The organism is Pseudomonas sp. NCIMB 10586 (assembly GCF_023127895.1).
In the GTDB taxonomy this organism is placed as follows: domain Bacteria; phylum Pseudomonadota; class Gammaproteobacteria; order Pseudomonadales; family Pseudomonadaceae; genus Aquipseudomonas; species Aquipseudomonas synxantha_A.
Map to the genome: position 1 here is coordinate 547,608 of NZ_SPKQ01000050.1, position 14,081 is coordinate 561,688.

Below are 14,081 nucleotides of genomic sequence, written 5' to 3' on the forward strand. Positions count from 1 at the left end.
TATGTGTCCAACACGATCAGTGCAGCAAGATAGGCGGCAAGGCCCGTTACCTGCGTTCACTGTGCGGGCCATGAGCTGCCTGCAACAGGTACAATCGCCGCTGCCTTGACGCGAAACTCCAGGAATTTGCATGTTCAGCCTTACCCGTTACACCACGCCGTGCCCCGAATCGGTCAATAGCCAGATCCTGCAGATGGTGGTGGACAACCTCACCGACATCAGCAGTGTCGCGCTGGCGCCAAGTAACTTGCTCTACAACATCTACCAGTACGCCATCGGGTTTGAGGTGCACTTGTACCTTGAGGCGTTGAATGGCGAGAAGGGCATCGCCGTCGAGCTGGTCGTGGCGATGCAGGACGAAACCGTTGTCGGTTTTTGCCTGTATCTGCCGGTCAAGAACGACCCTCAAGCCTGCGGCATTGCCTTTATGGCGGTGCAGGCAGGCTTTCGTCGCCAGGGCGTGGCCAAGCTAATGCTAGGCGATGTGCTGGCGCGCTATCCCCACGCCGAACTGGCCTGTGCGGTGGAGAAGGTGCCGGCGTTCGAGGCCATGGGTTTTCAAGTGCGCGGCGCACGTGGCACCCAAGTGCTGATGAACACCCGGGACTACGGCACCGATGGCTTGATGGGGGTGTTGGATGTGGCAGCGATCTATCGTTCGCTGGAAGTGCGCCAGATTCATACCTACCTGCTGCAAAAGCACGGCAAGCGCGCCATGGTCGACGCTGAAAAACAGCGTGACCGGCATCTGGATCAGTTGACGCGCAAGGTGCAGCTGTACATCCAGCAGCGGTTTCCTACGATTTGACCCGCTGGACCATCCCCAGGATGGTCGCCAGCAATTCCTGCTGGGCCTCCTCACGGCTGATCTCGCCATTGGCTGCCGCATGAGACAGGGCTTCCGCCGCACCGAGCATAGCGCGCAAGCCGGCCTTGGAAACACCGCCGCCCGAGGCGAACGGTGACAGTGCGTTGGAGCACTTTTCCAGGAAGATCGCCTCATATTCGCGCTTGAGTACCGCCAGCTCCGGCGAGCCGCTCAGCGCGGCAATCACTCCGGGGATTTCCCGGCCCTGCAACAGCACGCAATCGACATACGCCGAAGCGATCACCCATGCCCGGTCCTCTAGCGTCGCCTTACTGGTGTCGATGGCCTCGGTAAAGACCTGGTCCTGGCGCGCATCGAAATCGGCATACAAAGCAGCCAGCAATCCCGCACGCGTGGTGAAGTGGTCGTAGACCACCGGCTTGGTCACACCTGCCAGCTCCGCCAGGCGGCCCAGGGTCAGGACGTCGGTGCCTTCCTCGCGCACCAATTGCCACGCCACATCGAGTAATTGGCGCTGGCGATCTTCACGGGACAAGCGCCGACGTGGGGCAGGGGATTCACTGCTTGACATGCTTATATACCAAAAGTAACTTAAGGGGCGTAACTTACTAAACGTAGCTTAATCCTGTCAGGAGTTAAAGTCATGCACGCCTTGATCGTAGTTGCTCATCACGACCGGAAATCGCTCACCCATAGCGTAGCGGCTCAGGTAGGCGCCGGTTTGACCGCCGCCGGCCACACTTTCGAAATCGCCGACCTTGCCGCCGAAGGGTTCGATCCACGCTACACCGCCGCCGACCATCAGGTGCACCGCGCTCATGCAACTCCGCCGGCCGATGTGCTGGCCGAACAGGCGCGTATCGAGCGCGCCGACGCGCTGGTGGTGGCTTTCCCGATCTACTGGTGGTCGATGCCGGCGTTGCTCAAAGGCTGGGTCGACCGCGTGTTCGTCAACGGCTGGGCGATTGATTATGGCCCCGACACACCCGTCGTGAAAAAACTGCGCCACTTGCAGGTGCACCTGCTGGCCCTCGGGGGCGCGGATGACAGCGCTTTCGAACGGCACGGCTATGCCAAGGCCATGCACACCCAGATCGATTACGGCATCTTTGATTACTGCGGGGCGCAGGTGCTGACGTCCAAGCTGCTGCTGGATTCGGAGAGCGGGGGCGCCCAGGCGCATTTGCACACGGCCAAAGCTGTGGGGCAGGGGATGTTCCAGCGCGAGACAGTCGCGGGGTGATTCAGGTGTCGCGAAACAGGTCGTGGGCATCGAGCAAGCGGTAGGCAATCTCGGGGCGTTTTTCCAGGCCGCGGCGGATCGACGCCGGGATCGATTGACGAGTCTTGCGGCACATGCCCGGCAACTCGTCGATAACGATCTGGATCCCGCGCATACTCTTGACCTCGGTATGCCCAGGCGCAATGTGCACGCGGATGCCCAGTTGCTCGTACATCCGCTGCTGCATGTGTTCAAGGTCTTGCAGACTCTTGAGGTTTTCAAGGCGTTCGAGCAGGATTTTTTCCTGCTGTCGCGTCAACTGGAGGATGCGCAGGTCCGCGCCGGGCGCCTCCAGCAGTTGTTCACGCTCGCACACACAGGCGCCGGGAGGGCAGGGTTGGCGAATGGTCATTGACGCTCCCGGCGAAGTTTCACGATCGGCGTGTCAGTAGGTCAATTGAACGCCCAGGCTGCCCAAGGCTTTCCAGTACTCAGGGTAGGTCTTGGCCACGCAGTCCGGGTCCTGGATGCGAATCCCCGAAACTTTCAGCCCGGCCAGGGCAAAGCACATAGCGATGCGGTGGTCGGCGTGGGTGTCGATCAGCGCCGTGCACGCGGTGCCGGCCAGGGCTGGGTCGCTCGCCACCAGCAGGTCGTCGCCCTCAATGCTCGCCAGGCCTGGGCGGATCTCATTGAGGCCGTCGTGCAGTGCCTGTACACGGTCACATTCCTTGACGCGCAGGTTCGCCAGTTCAGTAAAACGCACCGGGGTGTTGTTGAAAGCGGCGAGCACGGCCAGGGTCGGGATTGCGTCCTGCATTTGCGAACCGACCACCGTGCCTTGCATGTTCGGGAACTGGGCGATCACCGCCTGGGCCTGGGCGTCCGGCTGGGTGAAATCCTGGGCCGCGACACCGATGTCGATACGGCCAGCGGTCAGCACTTCGGCGGCCCACAGGTAGGTAGCGGCCGAGGCGTCGGGTTCGATCAGGTAATTCTGGGCGGTGTAGCCGGTCGGGGCGACGCGCCAGGTGGTATCGTCCACGGCTTCAACCTGGGCGCCAAAGGCGCGCATGCAATCCAGGGTCAGGTCCACGTAGCCACGGGCGCCGATGTCTTTGCCGGTCAACGCCACTTCAATCGGCGCCTCACCACAGGCCGCGAGCATCAGCAGGGCCGATACATACTGGCTGGACAAGCCGCCATCGATCTCAAAGCGCCTGGCTTGTACCTTGCCTGTGCCATGCACGGTCACGGGCGGGCAGCCAGTGGGGCTGTCGACCTGAATTCCGTTTTGGCCGAGGGCGGTCAGCAGCGGGCCAATCGGGCGCTTTTGCATGTATTCATCGCCGTCCAGCACCACGCTGCCTTGCACGGTGGCCACGGCGGCGGTGAGAAAGCGCATGGCTGTCCCGGCGTTACCGAGGAACAGCGGTTGGGCCGGCAATTGCAGCGAGCCTTGGCTGGTGACGACGAACGTGGTGTCGTCTGGCTCATCGATACTCACACCCATCTGACGCAGGGCGACTGACATGTGGCGAGTGTCATCGCTTTTCAACGCACCGCTCAAACGGCTGGTGCCCTTGGCCAATGCCGCCAGCAACAGGGCGCGGTTGGTGATGGATTTGGAGCCGGGGGGCGCGACCTTGCCATTGAGAGGAAAGTTGGGCGGTGTAACGGTCACGGTTTTTTGCGAACTCAAGGTACAAGGCTCCTGGTCAAGGCGAGGTGGCGTGGAGTGGAGTGGCCGACGTGCGGACCCGAATAATCAGGCAAACACGCCATGCTTGTCGAGTGAGCAAGTGATCTGCGTGAATTTTCTGGAATGTGCTCCGATTCAAATGTGGGACGGGGCCAGCAAGCCCGGCTTAACGCTGGCTCAACCAGTAGTCATGCAGCACCCGCGCAGCCGGTTCGATTTCGCTGACCTGCTGTTGATGGACGTTTATATCCAGGTCCGCCGGCAGTTCGAAATTATCCTGCTCGGCGCACCCGGTGATTTTTTCCAGTTGCCCGGCTTGTTCGGCGGGCAATGGCGGCCAGTTGCCGATCGTCACACCCCGCACATAACCAAAACACCATTCTTCAGCCAGCGTCACCGCCTGGTCTTGATGTTCGGTTTCATCGAAACGGGCTTTGAATGCCTGGGAATCAGTGGCCAATTGCGCGGCCAGGGTATTCATATGGCGTACACACAGTTCGAGAAAATCCTGGGCCTCGTCCATGTTGTCCCATTCAGGGTTTTGCCCACCCCAGATCGCCGGGAACCACTCGGCCACGTCCACCTTGGCCGGGCTGGAAACCAGGGCGGTGAAATAACCGTCGAGTTCGGCCATGTTCAGCACCGAGTGGTCTTCACCGTATTTGAGCAAGGTGGCGTCAATGAAGTCGAAATCGGCGGGAGCGAGGGGTTGGGCGTGCATGGCATATCCTTAAAACGTCGAGCGCCGCTGACAGGGGCGGCTTAAAGCGCAAAGGATGGCGTGTGCACCGGGTTTTATCCAGCGTCTTTTCCCTCACCGTGGCCAGTCCCGCTTTTGGCCGATGCGCCGTGGCGCACCCTTGATATATTCTGGCCTTCCTCAATCGCCAGTCAGGGATCACTGCCATGTCCGAATACCAAGCCTTCGTCGTCGAACTGAGCGGCAACGTTGCCCATGTGCAGATCAATCGCCCGGAAAAGATCAACGCCATGAACGCGGCGTTCTGGACCGAAATCATCGACATCTTCCAATGGATCGACGACACCGATGCCGTGCGCGCCGTGGTGCTCAGTGGTGCGGGCAAGCATTTCTCTTCGGGTATCGACCTGATGATGCTGGCCTCGATAGCCAATGAGTTCAGCAAGGACGTGGGGCGTAATGCGCGCCTGTTACGGCGCAAGATTCTCGAGCTGCAAGCTTCGTTCAATGCGGTCGACCATTGCCGCAAGCCGGTACTCGCGGCAATCCAGGGCTACTGCATTGGCGGGGCCATTGACCTGATCAGCGCCTGCGACATGCGCTACGCGGCCGAGGGCGCGCAGTTCTCGATCAAGGAAATCGACATCGGCATGGCCGCTGACGTAGGCACTTTGCAACGCCTGCCGCGCATCATCGGCGACGGCATGTTGCGTGAGTTGGCTTACACCGGTCGCCAGTTCGGTGCTGAAGAAGCGCGCAGCATCGGCCTGGTCAATCGCGTGTATGCCGATCAGGACAGCCTGCTGGCCGGCGTTATGGAGATCGCCCATGAAATCGCCGCCAAGTCGCCAATCGCCGTGACCGGCACCAAAGCCATGATCAGCTACATGCGTGACCACACAGTCAATGACGGCCTGGAATACGTTGCCACCTGGAACTCGGCTATGTTGCAATCCAACGACTTGCGCGTGGCCATTGCGGCCCATATGAGCAAGCAGAAACCCGAATTCGTGGATTGACTGATATGACCCCAGGCTGGATTACCACAACGCTGCTGGATAACGACGCCGTCGGCGGCTGGGCCGTCGCCCGCAGCCGTGAGGGCTTTTTGCATGACGCCAATGGCCCTCTGTTCCCTCGGGAGTGGCTTAAGCGTCAGGACCTGCCGGTGTTCGCTGAACACGGCATCGGCCACCTCGATGGTGAACCGGTGTACTTGCTGGAACTCGACAGTGCTGCCGATATGCCAGGGTGCAGTTGGCAGGGGCTGCGCGGTTTCATGCTACAGGGCGATCACACTCTCTATAGAGTGCTGGGCTACGCCGCTCAGATCGGCACCTGGGCGCGGGAGCATCGTTTCTGCGGCAGTTGCGGCCAGGCTATGGTTCAGGTCCCGCGGGAGCGAGCGATGTACTGCGCGCCTTGTGACCTGCGCAGCTACCCACGGATTTCGCCGAGCATGATCGTGCTGGTGACCCGTGGCGACGAGATTCTTCTGGCGCGCTCGCCACGGTTCGTCACAGGGGTCTACAGCACCTTGGCCGGCTTTGCCGAACCCGGCGAATCGGCCGAAGACTGCCTGATCCGCGAAGTGCGCGAGGAAGTGCAGATAGAAGTGAAGAATATCCAGTACATGGGCAGCCAGTGCTGGCCGTTCCCCCATTCGATGATGCTGGGTTTCCACGCCGAGTACGCCGGTGGCGACATCGTGCCCCAGGCCGACGAGATCGAGGATGCGCAGTGGTTCAACATCCACGAACTGCCGCCGTTGCCGGCGTCACGTTCGATTGCTCGTTACCTGATCGACCTCTACGTGGCCCGCCGCTTAGGCCACGCTGAACCAGTGCTGCCAGGCTAGGCGTACGGTCAGGCCCAGCACCACGGTGATAAACACCGGGCGAATGAATTTGGCGCCGCCGCTGATTGCGCTGCGTGCGCCAAAGAACGCGCCACACATCACTGACACGCCCATCGCCAGCCCGACGATCCAGTCTACCGAGCCATTGATGATAAACACCGTCAGCGCCGCCGCGTTGCTGACGAAGTTCATGCTGCGCGCGACGCCGCTGGCCTTCACCAGGTCGATGGGGTGCAGCAGCATCGTGCTGACGGTCCAGAATGCACCGGTGCCAGGCCCGGCCACGCCGTCGTAGAAGCCCAGGCCAAAGCCCTGGGTGGCCTGCCATTTCTTCTTGATCGGTGCTTCGGCATCCACCGGCGCCTTTGGCGTACCGCCGAACAACAGGTACACCCCGCAGGCAAAGACGATCACCGGCAGCATCTTGTTCAGGGTTTCGGCGGGCAGGTAGTGGGCGACCACCGCACCGGTCAGCGCGCCGATCAATGTACCGACGATGGCGTGCACCCATTGGCGCGGGTGGAACAGCTTGCGCCGGTAAAAGGTGAAACTGGCGGTGGCCGAGCCGAAGGTGGAGCTGAGTTTGTTGGTGCCCAGTACCAGGTGAGGCGGCATACCGGCGGTGAGCAGGGCCGGTGTGGTCAGCAGCCCGCCGCCGCCGGCGATGGCGTCGATAAAACCGGCGATAAAGGCAACGACGGCCAGGATAGCCAGGGTGGTGAGGTCAACGCTGAGTTCGAAGGGCATGGGCAGGGCTTATTGTTGGAGGTGCGCTATGCGAAGGCCGCCATCTTACCTGCCGAATGCACGCAGAACCAAATGTGGGAGCAAGCCCCTCCCACATTTTTAAATCCGTCTGCTTGGCTATTTGTGGGTTCCCAGCCACTCCAGCGCCGTACGCCAGATGCAAATGCCCAGGAAATACGCCGACATCAGCGACCACAATCCGAACGTCCACGGGTTGGTGTTGGGATAGTCCACCACCATCAAAAAGCTGCACAGTAACCAGATCGTAGTCACCGCAATATTGATCGGCATGAAGCGCTTTACCCGGAATGGGTGCAAAAACTTCATCGGTGTCACGGTCAGCAGGGCCAGGCCGATCACGGTCAGCAAGGTGACCCAGGCGTCAGGCTGGATGATGTACACGCACAGGGCGACCACGTTCCAGGCGGCGGGGAAGCCGACGAAGTAGTTGTCCTTGCTCTTCATGTTCACATTGCAAAAGCAGAACAGCGAAGACACCAGAATCACCGACACCGTAAACAGGTGGGTAAATTCCGGCAGGTCGATATAGCGGTAGATAAACAGTGCGGGGATGAACACATAGGTGAGGTAATCGATCACCAGGTCCAGCACCGAGCCGTCAAAGCTGGGCAATACCGTGCTGACATTCACCCGTCGTGCCAGCGAGCCATCGACGCCATCCACCACCAGCGCCAGGCCCAGCCACAGCAGGCACGCCTTGGGGGAGTTTTCCAGCAGCGCCAGGGTGGCCAGGAAGGCCAGTACCACTCCGGTGGCAGTAAAGCCGTGGGCGCCCCAGGCTTTGAGTCTGGCTACATGCAGGGTCGATATCACGGGCGGTTCTCCAAAAGGTCAAACGGGGCAGCCGACAACGTAGCGCCGTCGAGTCTGGCCGGGGAATGCAGGTATCGACCGGGAAGAGGGGGATAAGGTTCACCGCCCGGTGTCTGCGTAAGCGTAGCAAGCGTAGGACGATTCGGCATCAACCCTGACGGAACACCAGGGCCTTCAGCCCACTTTGCGGATCGACGTCGGGGAATTCCGGCGGGTTGTCCAGGCGCTGCACGAAGCGCAGGCCCGGTGCCTCGCGGGTTACACCGTCGATCAGGAAATCTTCGCCGAAGGCTGGGTCATTCATACACGCCAGCACCGTACCTTGGGCGGTGAGCAAGTCCGGCAGGCGGCGCAGCACGCGCTGGTAGTCCTTGGTCAGCAGGAAACTGCCTTTCTGGAACGACGGCGGGTCGATGATCACCAGATCGTAAGGGCCGCTGTGGGTGACCTTGGCCCAGGACTTGAACAAGTCGTGGCCCAGGAAGGTGACTTTGCCCAGGTCATGCCCGTTCAGGCGATGGTTGTCGCGGCCACGACTGAGGGCGCCACGGGCCATGTCCAGGTTCACCACATGGTCGGCGCCGCCTTCGATGGCGGCCACCGAAAAACCGCAGGTATAGGCAAACAAATTCAGCACGCGCTGGCCATGGGCCTGTTCGCGCACCCAGTTGCGCCCGTAGCGCATGTCGAGAAATAGCCCGCTGTTCTGCTTTTTACCCAGGTCGATCAGGTACCGCAGGCCGCCCTCGGTGATGGTCAGCTCATCGATGGCCTCACCCACTAACCACTCGGTGGTGCTTTGCGGCAGGTAGCGGTGTTGCAGCGCCACTGTGTGCGCGCCAAAGCTCGCCCAGTCGATGTTCAGCAGCGTCTGCTTGAGGGCTTGCAGGTGCTCGGTTTCCTTGAACAGCGCCACCAGCACCACCCCTTGCAGCCAGTCCACCGTCAGTTGTTCCAGGCCCGGCCAGCAACGGCCACGGCCATGGAACAGGCGCCGGGTTTCCACCGGTGCGTCAGCCAGGGCGGTCAGCAAGTGGGCGTGAAGGGTAGCGAGTGCGTCTGGGTTCATCGTTGTGCGTCAGTCATCGGGCGGGCGGCATTTTAAACACAATTGCCGGGTTTGCGGGTGCGTGAGCACAACGTGCTGGAATAAAGCCGATCTACAGTGATTCATGCTCAATATTCTGTTGGGTGAGCCTGATAACAGGCAAAAAATCCTTCAGCACCGACATAAACTGGAAAAAAAGTCCGGAGGTGCCCATGAACGGTTTCGCCCACGCAGTCAATCACACGGCGCAGGATCAGCAGGAGCTGGATGAGTGGCGTGATGCCCTGGCCTCGCTGGTGGCCAATGCCGGCCCCGCCCGGGCCCGCGAAATTCTAGACCTGCTGGCCCGCGAAGGCGGTGCGCCGGGCATCGACTGGAAACCCCGCCACGGCACACCGTATATCAACAGCATCAGCGTCGAGCAGCAGCCGGCTTTTCCCGGCGACCTGGCCACCGAAGAGCGCCTCGCCTCGCTGGTGCGCTGGAATGCCCTGGCCATGGTGGTGCGCGCCAATCAGGCGTATGGCGAACTGGGCGGGCATATCGCCAGTTACGCCAGCGCCGCGGATTTGTTCGAAGTGGGCTTCAACCACTTCTTCCGCGCACGCAGCGAGCAATCCGGCGGTGACCTGGTGTTCTACCAGCCCCATTCGGCGCCCGGTATTTATGCCCGTGCCTACCTTGAAGGGCGCCTCACAGAACAGGATCTGGCCCACTACCGCCAAGAAATCGGTGGGCCGAAGGAGGGCGCTCGCGGGCTGTCCAGCTATCCCCATCCATGGTTGATGCCCGACTTCTGGCAGTTCCCCACCGGTTCCATGGGCATTGGCCCCATCAGCTCGATTTTCCAGGCGCGCTTTATGCGTTACCTGCAGCACCGCAGCTTGCAGGACACCTCGGACCGCCATGTATGGGGCGTGTTCGGCGACGGCGAAATGGACGAACCGGAAAGCATGTCAGCCCTGACCCTGGCCGCCCGCGAGGGCCTGGATAACCTGACCTGGGTTGTCAACTGCAACCTGCAACGCCTCGACGGCCCGGTACGCGGTAATGGACGCATCATCGACGAGTTGGAGGCATTGTTCAGCGGCGCCGGTTGGAATGTGATCAAACTGGTGTGGGGCTCGGACTGGGATGCGTTGCTCGCCAAGGACGCCGACGGCTCATTGGTCCGAACCCTTTCGCACACCGTGGATGGCCAGTTCCAAACCTTCGCCGCCAAGGATGGCGCCTATAATCGCGAGCATTTTTTTGGCCAGAGTGAAGCCCTGGCCAAGCTGGTCGAGGGCCTGAGCGATGAGCAGATCGACCGCCTCAAGCGTGGCGGCCATGACATGGTCAAGATCCACGCCGCTTACCACGCTGCCCGCCGGACCAAGGGCAAACCCACGGTGATCCTGGCTCAGACCAAAAAGGGCTTTGGCATGGGCGAAGCCGGGCAGGGCAAGATGACCACTCACCAACAGAAGAAGCTTGATCGCCAGGCGCTGATTGCCTTTCGCAATCGTTTCCAATTGCCGCTGTCGGATGAGCAGGTCGAGTCCTTGAGTTTTTTCAAGCCGGCCGATGACAGCCTGGAGTTACGCTACCTGCACCAGCGCCGCAACACCCTGGGCGGTTACGTGCCCAGCCGCAGCCAGCTCGCAGCGCGTGTCAGCGTGCCGTCCATGAGCGGTTATGCGGGTTTCGCCACGGCCGCTGAAGGCAAGGAAATGTCTACCACCATGGCCTTCGTCCGTATGCTCACCCACTTGCTCAAAGACGGACAATTGGGGCCGCGCATCGTACCCATCGTTGCCGACGAGGCGCGTACGTTCGGCATGGCCAACCTGTTCAAGCAGATTGGCATCTACTCCAGTGTCGGCCAGCACTATGAGCCGGAAGACATCGGCTCGATCCTCAGTTACCGCGAAGCCACCGACGGGCAGATCCTGGAAGAAGGCATCAGCGAAGCCAGCGCCATCAGTTCCTGGGTGGCCGCCGCGACCAGTTACTCGGTGCATGGCCTGCGCATGTTGCCCTTCTATATCTATTACTCGATGTTCGGTTTTCAGCGCGTGGGCGACCTTATCTGGGCAGCTGCCGACCAGCGTGCCCGGGGCTTCCTGCTCGGCGCCACGGCCGGGCGCACCACCCTGGGCGGCGAAGGTTTGCAGCATCAGGACGGCAGCAGCCACCTTGCTGCCGCCGCCGTGCCCAATTGCCGCGCCTATGATCCGGCGTTCGCCGGTGAGTTTGCGGTGATCCTCGACCACGGTATGCGTCGGATGCTGGAGCAGGATGTCGACGAGTTCTACTACGTGACGCTGATGAACGAAAACTACGCGCAACCCAGCCTGCCGGAAGGCGTGGAAGGCGCGATCATCAAGGGCATGTATCGCTTGCAGGGTACGCAGGACGCGCAGGTGCGCCTGCTCGGCTCCGGCACGCTGGTGCGTGAGGCCCTGGCGGCGGCGCAGTTGCTGATGGACGACTGGCAGGTGCAAAGCGCGGTGTACAGCGTCACCAGCTTCAGTGAACTGGCGCGGGAAGCGAGAGAGGTGGAGCGCTGGAATCGCCTGCATCCGCAGGGCATCAAGCGTGTCAGTCATTTGCATGACTGTTTGCCCAAAGGCGCGTCGGTGATTGCCGTGTCCGACTATGTGCGGGGAGTGCCGCAGATGATTGGCTCGTACGTGGATTCGGGCTACACCGTGCTCGGCACCGATGGGTTCGGGCGCAGCGATACACGGGCGGCGTTGCGTGATTTCTTTGAGGTGGATCGGCACCATATTGTGCTGGCAGCGTTGACGGCATTGGTGGAGCAGGGGAGTTTGGCGCCGGCGGTGTGTCAGCGCGCGATTCATCTCTACGGGTCGCAGCCAGAACGGGATGCGCCCTGGACCTGCTGATTGTGGGAGGGGGCTTGCTCCCGATGGCGGCGTGTCAGTAGCTGATTGAGCTGACTGATACACCGCCATCGGGAGCAAGCCCCCTCCCACAGTTGATTGCTGGTGTTGCTTAGAGTGTGGCGATCAGGGCTGGCCCGAAGGCATCCTTGAGGAATCCAGGGGCGATATAGCGCTCGTAATGCGCCTCTGAAAGCAGAAAGAATTCCCGATCTATCGCATCGCGCAAATCCGCCAGGTGGCGCTCGCGAAACTCCGGCAGCAATGCCAACCCATAGGCATCCAGCCTGGAAATCACCCGTGCACCCCGCGCGATCAGCTGGTATGCCCAGCAATACGGCGACTGGTGCGGCATAAAGCGAATCTTGCGGGCCTCCAACTGCTGTCGCAGGCAGTGTGGGTCGAACACTTCCAGCTTGCTGGCCATCACCTGCACCAGTAGCTGTTCCAGACGCAGCCATACCGCCTGTTTTTCCTCGGGGTTATAGCCATTCCACTGGATCACCTCGTGGTGATAGCGCTTGCAGCCCCGACAGACCAGATCACCGTAGACGGTGGAGCACAGGCCGACGCAAGGGGTCTTGATGGAGTGCGGCATTTTCAAGCCTTTGAAGAAAGTGTAAGCGTGTTTAGTCGGTGTTTCTGCGTCGCCAAATGGGCAACGATGGCTTCAATCCATTGCGAGCGACACCCATGAGAACACCGATCAAACCCTGGCTGTATGCCGTGATGTTCACCGCTGTTGCCGGCTGTTCCAACCCACCCACTCAAAGAGACATCGCCATGCCCAAACCCCTGGTATCCCTCGCCGTACTCAAGGCCAAACCTGGCCAAGAACACGCGCTCAAGACTGGCTTGCTGAGCCTGATCGAACCGACGCGGGCCGAACCTGGCAATCTGGATTACGTGTTGTTCGAGCGACGCGATGAACCCGGCACGTTCTATATGCGCGAGGCATTCAAGAGCCAGGCAGCACTGGATGAGCATTTTGCCACGCCGTACTTCCAGCACTTTGCCGCCACGGCGGATGCGTTGCTCAGCGAGCCGTTGCAGTTGATTTTCCTGGAGCAGGTGTCGAACTGAAGCCGTTGACTGCAGGAGCGAGCTTGCTCGCTCCTGCAGGGTTACGTCAGTCCCAGCTCAGCGCGCCACCTGTTTGATACTCGATCACACGGGTTTCGAAGAAGTTTTTCTCTTTCTTCAAGTCCATGATCTCGCTCATCCAAGGGAACGGATTGGTGGTGCCTGGGTACTCTTCCTTCAAGCCAATCTGCGACAGGCGACGGTTGGCGATGAACTTGAGGTAATCCTCCATCATCGCCGCGTTCATGCCCAGCACGCCGCGAGGCATGGTGTCGCGAGCGTACTCGATCTCCAACTGAGTCCCTTGCAGAATCATCTGGGTCGCTTCTTCCTTCATCTCGGCATCCCACAAGTGCGGGTTTTCGATTTTGATCTGGTTGATCACATCGATACCGAAGTTCAGGTGCATCGACTCGTCGCGCAGGATGTATTGGAACTGCTCGGCCACGCCGGTCATCTTGTTGCGGCGGCCCATGGACAGGATCTGGGTGAAGCCGCAATAGAAGAAGATGCCTTCCAGCACGCAGTAGTAAGCGACCAGGTTACGCAGCAGCTCCTTGTCGGTCTCGACGGTGCCGGTTTCGAACTTCGGATCGGAGATCGAGCGGGTGTACTTGAGGCCCCAGGCTGCCTTTTTGGCGACCGATGGAATCTCGTGGTACATGTTGAAGATCTCGCCTTCATCCATGGCCAGCGATTCGATGCAGTACTGGTAGGCGTGGGTGTGGATCGCTTCTTCGAAGGCCTGGCGCAGGATGTACTGGCGGCACTCCGGGTTGGTGATCAGGCGGTACACGGCCAGCACCAGGTTGTTGGCAACCAGGGAGTCGGCGGTGGAGAAGAAGCCCAGATTGCGCATGACGATGCGGCGTTCGTCGTCGGTCAGACCTTCGGGGTTTTTCCACAGGGCGATGTCGGCGGTCATGTTGACCTCTTGCGGCATCCAGTGGTTGGCGCAGCCGTCGAGGTATTTCTGCCAGGCCCAGTCGTACTTGAAGGGCACGAGTTGGTTGAGGTCGGCGCGGCAGTTGATCATGCGTTTTTCATCGACGGCGACGCGGGCGGCGGAGCCTTCCAGCTCGGCGAGGCCTTCGGCGACGTCGAGTTTGTCCAGGGCAGCCTTGGCGCGCACGATGGCGGCCGAATCACTGGCGGTGACGGCGCGGGCTT

At 60.8% G+C, this 14,081-nt stretch carries 15 protein-coding genes; 6 read left to right on the plus strand and 9 right to left on the minus strand.

Translation table 11 applies throughout. The annotated features are described in order from the left end of the window. Positions 1 to 130: 130 nt before the first annotated feature. Complete coding sequence (locus E4P01_RS26070) at positions 131 to 808, plus strand: GNAT family N-acetyltransferase (protein ID WP_103734275.1); 678 nt, start codon at positions 131 to 133, stop codon at positions 806 to 808. Here E4P01_RS26070 and E4P01_RS26075 read toward each other — a convergent pair. Then, positions 798 to 1,400: a TetR/AcrR family transcriptional regulator gene (locus E4P01_RS26075; RefSeq protein ID WP_216091297.1), complete on the minus strand. Its 603-nt coding sequence runs from the start codon at positions 1,398 to 1,400 to the stop codon at positions 798 to 800. The two genes, E4P01_RS26070 and E4P01_RS26075, sit on opposite strands and share 11 nt — an antisense overlap. A gap of 72 nt (positions 1,401 to 1,472) precedes the next feature. Between E4P01_RS26075 and E4P01_RS26080 the strand changes: the two genes are divergently transcribed. Then, positions 1,473 to 2,072: an NAD(P)H-dependent oxidoreductase gene (locus E4P01_RS26080; RefSeq protein WP_216091298.1), complete on the plus strand. Its 600-nt coding sequence runs from the start codon at positions 1,473 to 1,475 to the stop codon at positions 2,070 to 2,072. Position 2,073: 1 nt separating this feature from the next. Here E4P01_RS26080 and E4P01_RS26085 read toward each other — a convergent pair whose 3' ends face one another. The 3 genes from E4P01_RS26085 to E4P01_RS26095 all read right to left on the minus strand — a co-directional run bounded on the left by E4P01_RS26085 (position 2,074) and on the right by E4P01_RS26095 (position 4,474). After that, positions 2,074 to 2,463: a hypothetical protein gene (locus E4P01_RS26085; RefSeq protein WP_005788540.1), complete on the minus strand. Its 390-nt coding sequence runs from the start codon at positions 2,461 to 2,463 to the stop codon at positions 2,074 to 2,076. A gap of 33 nt (positions 2,464 to 2,496) precedes the next feature. Then, positions 2,497 to 3,753, minus strand: a complete 1,257-nt coding sequence (aroA, locus tag E4P01_RS26090) for a 3-phosphoshikimate 1-carboxyvinyltransferase (RefSeq protein ID WP_216091299.1) — start codon at positions 3,751 to 3,753, stop codon at positions 2,497 to 2,499. A gap of 166 nt (positions 3,754 to 3,919) precedes the next feature. Continuing rightward, positions 3,920 to 4,474 carry a UPF0149 family protein gene (locus tag E4P01_RS26095; RefSeq protein ID WP_216091300.1) on the minus strand — a complete coding sequence of 185 codons (555 nt, stop codon included), beginning with the start codon at positions 4,472 to 4,474 and terminating at the stop codon, positions 3,920 to 3,922. 185 nt (positions 4,475 to 4,659) lie between these two features. On the opposite strand from E4P01_RS26095, the gene E4P01_RS26100 reads away from it, so the two are divergent. Both E4P01_RS26100 and nudC read left to right on the plus strand, forming a co-directional pair. Continuing rightward, complete coding sequence (locus tag E4P01_RS26100) at positions 4,660 to 5,472, plus strand: crotonase/enoyl-CoA hydratase family protein (RefSeq protein WP_032875698.1); 813 nt, start codon at positions 4,660 to 4,662, stop codon at positions 5,470 to 5,472. 5 nt (positions 5,473 to 5,477) lie between these two features. Next, on the plus strand, positions 5,478 to 6,311 hold the full coding sequence (nudC, locus tag E4P01_RS26105; protein ID WP_078821447.1) for an NAD(+) diphosphatase: 834 nt from the start codon (positions 5,478 to 5,480) through the stop codon (positions 6,309 to 6,311). On the opposite strand, the gene E4P01_RS26110 is transcribed toward nudC, so the two are convergent. The 3 genes from E4P01_RS26110 to E4P01_RS26120 all read right to left on the minus strand — a co-directional run bounded on the left by E4P01_RS26110 (position 6,279) and on the right by E4P01_RS26120 (position 8,961). Continuing rightward, positions 6,279 to 7,058 carry a TSUP family transporter gene (locus E4P01_RS26110; protein ID WP_005788530.1) on the minus strand — a complete coding sequence of 260 codons (780 nt, stop codon included), beginning with the start codon at positions 7,056 to 7,058 and terminating at the stop codon, positions 6,279 to 6,281. The two genes, nudC and E4P01_RS26110, sit on opposite strands and share 33 nt — an antisense overlap. A gap of 117 nt (positions 7,059 to 7,175) precedes the next feature. After that, on the minus strand, positions 7,176 to 7,892 hold the full coding sequence (gene pcsA / locus E4P01_RS26115) for a phosphatidylcholine synthase (protein ID WP_005788529.1): 717 nt from the start codon (positions 7,890 to 7,892) through the stop codon (positions 7,176 to 7,178). A gap of 148 nt (positions 7,893 to 8,040) precedes the next feature. Next, positions 8,041 to 8,961, minus strand: coding sequence for a class I SAM-dependent methyltransferase (locus tag E4P01_RS26120; protein WP_216091301.1), 921 nt, complete (start codon positions 8,959 to 8,961; stop codon positions 8,041 to 8,043). Between the two features lie 191 nt (positions 8,962 to 9,152). Between E4P01_RS26120 and mdeB the strand changes: the two genes are divergently transcribed. After that, a complete protein-coding gene (gene mdeB, locus E4P01_RS26125; protein ID WP_216091302.1) occupies positions 9,153 to 11,831 on the plus strand; it encodes an alpha-ketoglutarate dehydrogenase in 2,679 nt (892 codons plus the stop codon). A 109-nt stretch (positions 11,832 to 11,940) separates the two neighbouring features. Here mdeB and E4P01_RS26130 read toward each other — a convergent pair whose 3' ends face one another. Next, the gene (locus tag E4P01_RS26130) at positions 11,941 to 12,426 is read right to left on the minus strand and encodes a DUF1289 domain-containing protein (RefSeq protein ID WP_078821444.1); all 486 of its coding nucleotides are present in this window, start codon (positions 12,424 to 12,426) and stop codon (positions 11,941 to 11,943) included. 185 nt (positions 12,427 to 12,611) lie between these two features. On the opposite strand from E4P01_RS26130, the gene E4P01_RS26135 reads away from it, so the two are divergent. Next, positions 12,612 to 12,911, plus strand: coding sequence for a putative quinol monooxygenase (locus E4P01_RS26135; RefSeq protein WP_032875681.1), 300 nt, complete (start codon positions 12,612 to 12,614; stop codon positions 12,909 to 12,911). 46 nt (positions 12,912 to 12,957) lie between these two features. Here E4P01_RS26135 and E4P01_RS26140 read toward each other — a convergent pair. Further along, the coding region (locus E4P01_RS26140) for a ribonucleotide-diphosphate reductase subunit beta (RefSeq protein WP_248130165.1) at positions 12,958 to 14,081 on the minus strand (1,124 nt) is incomplete at its 5' end.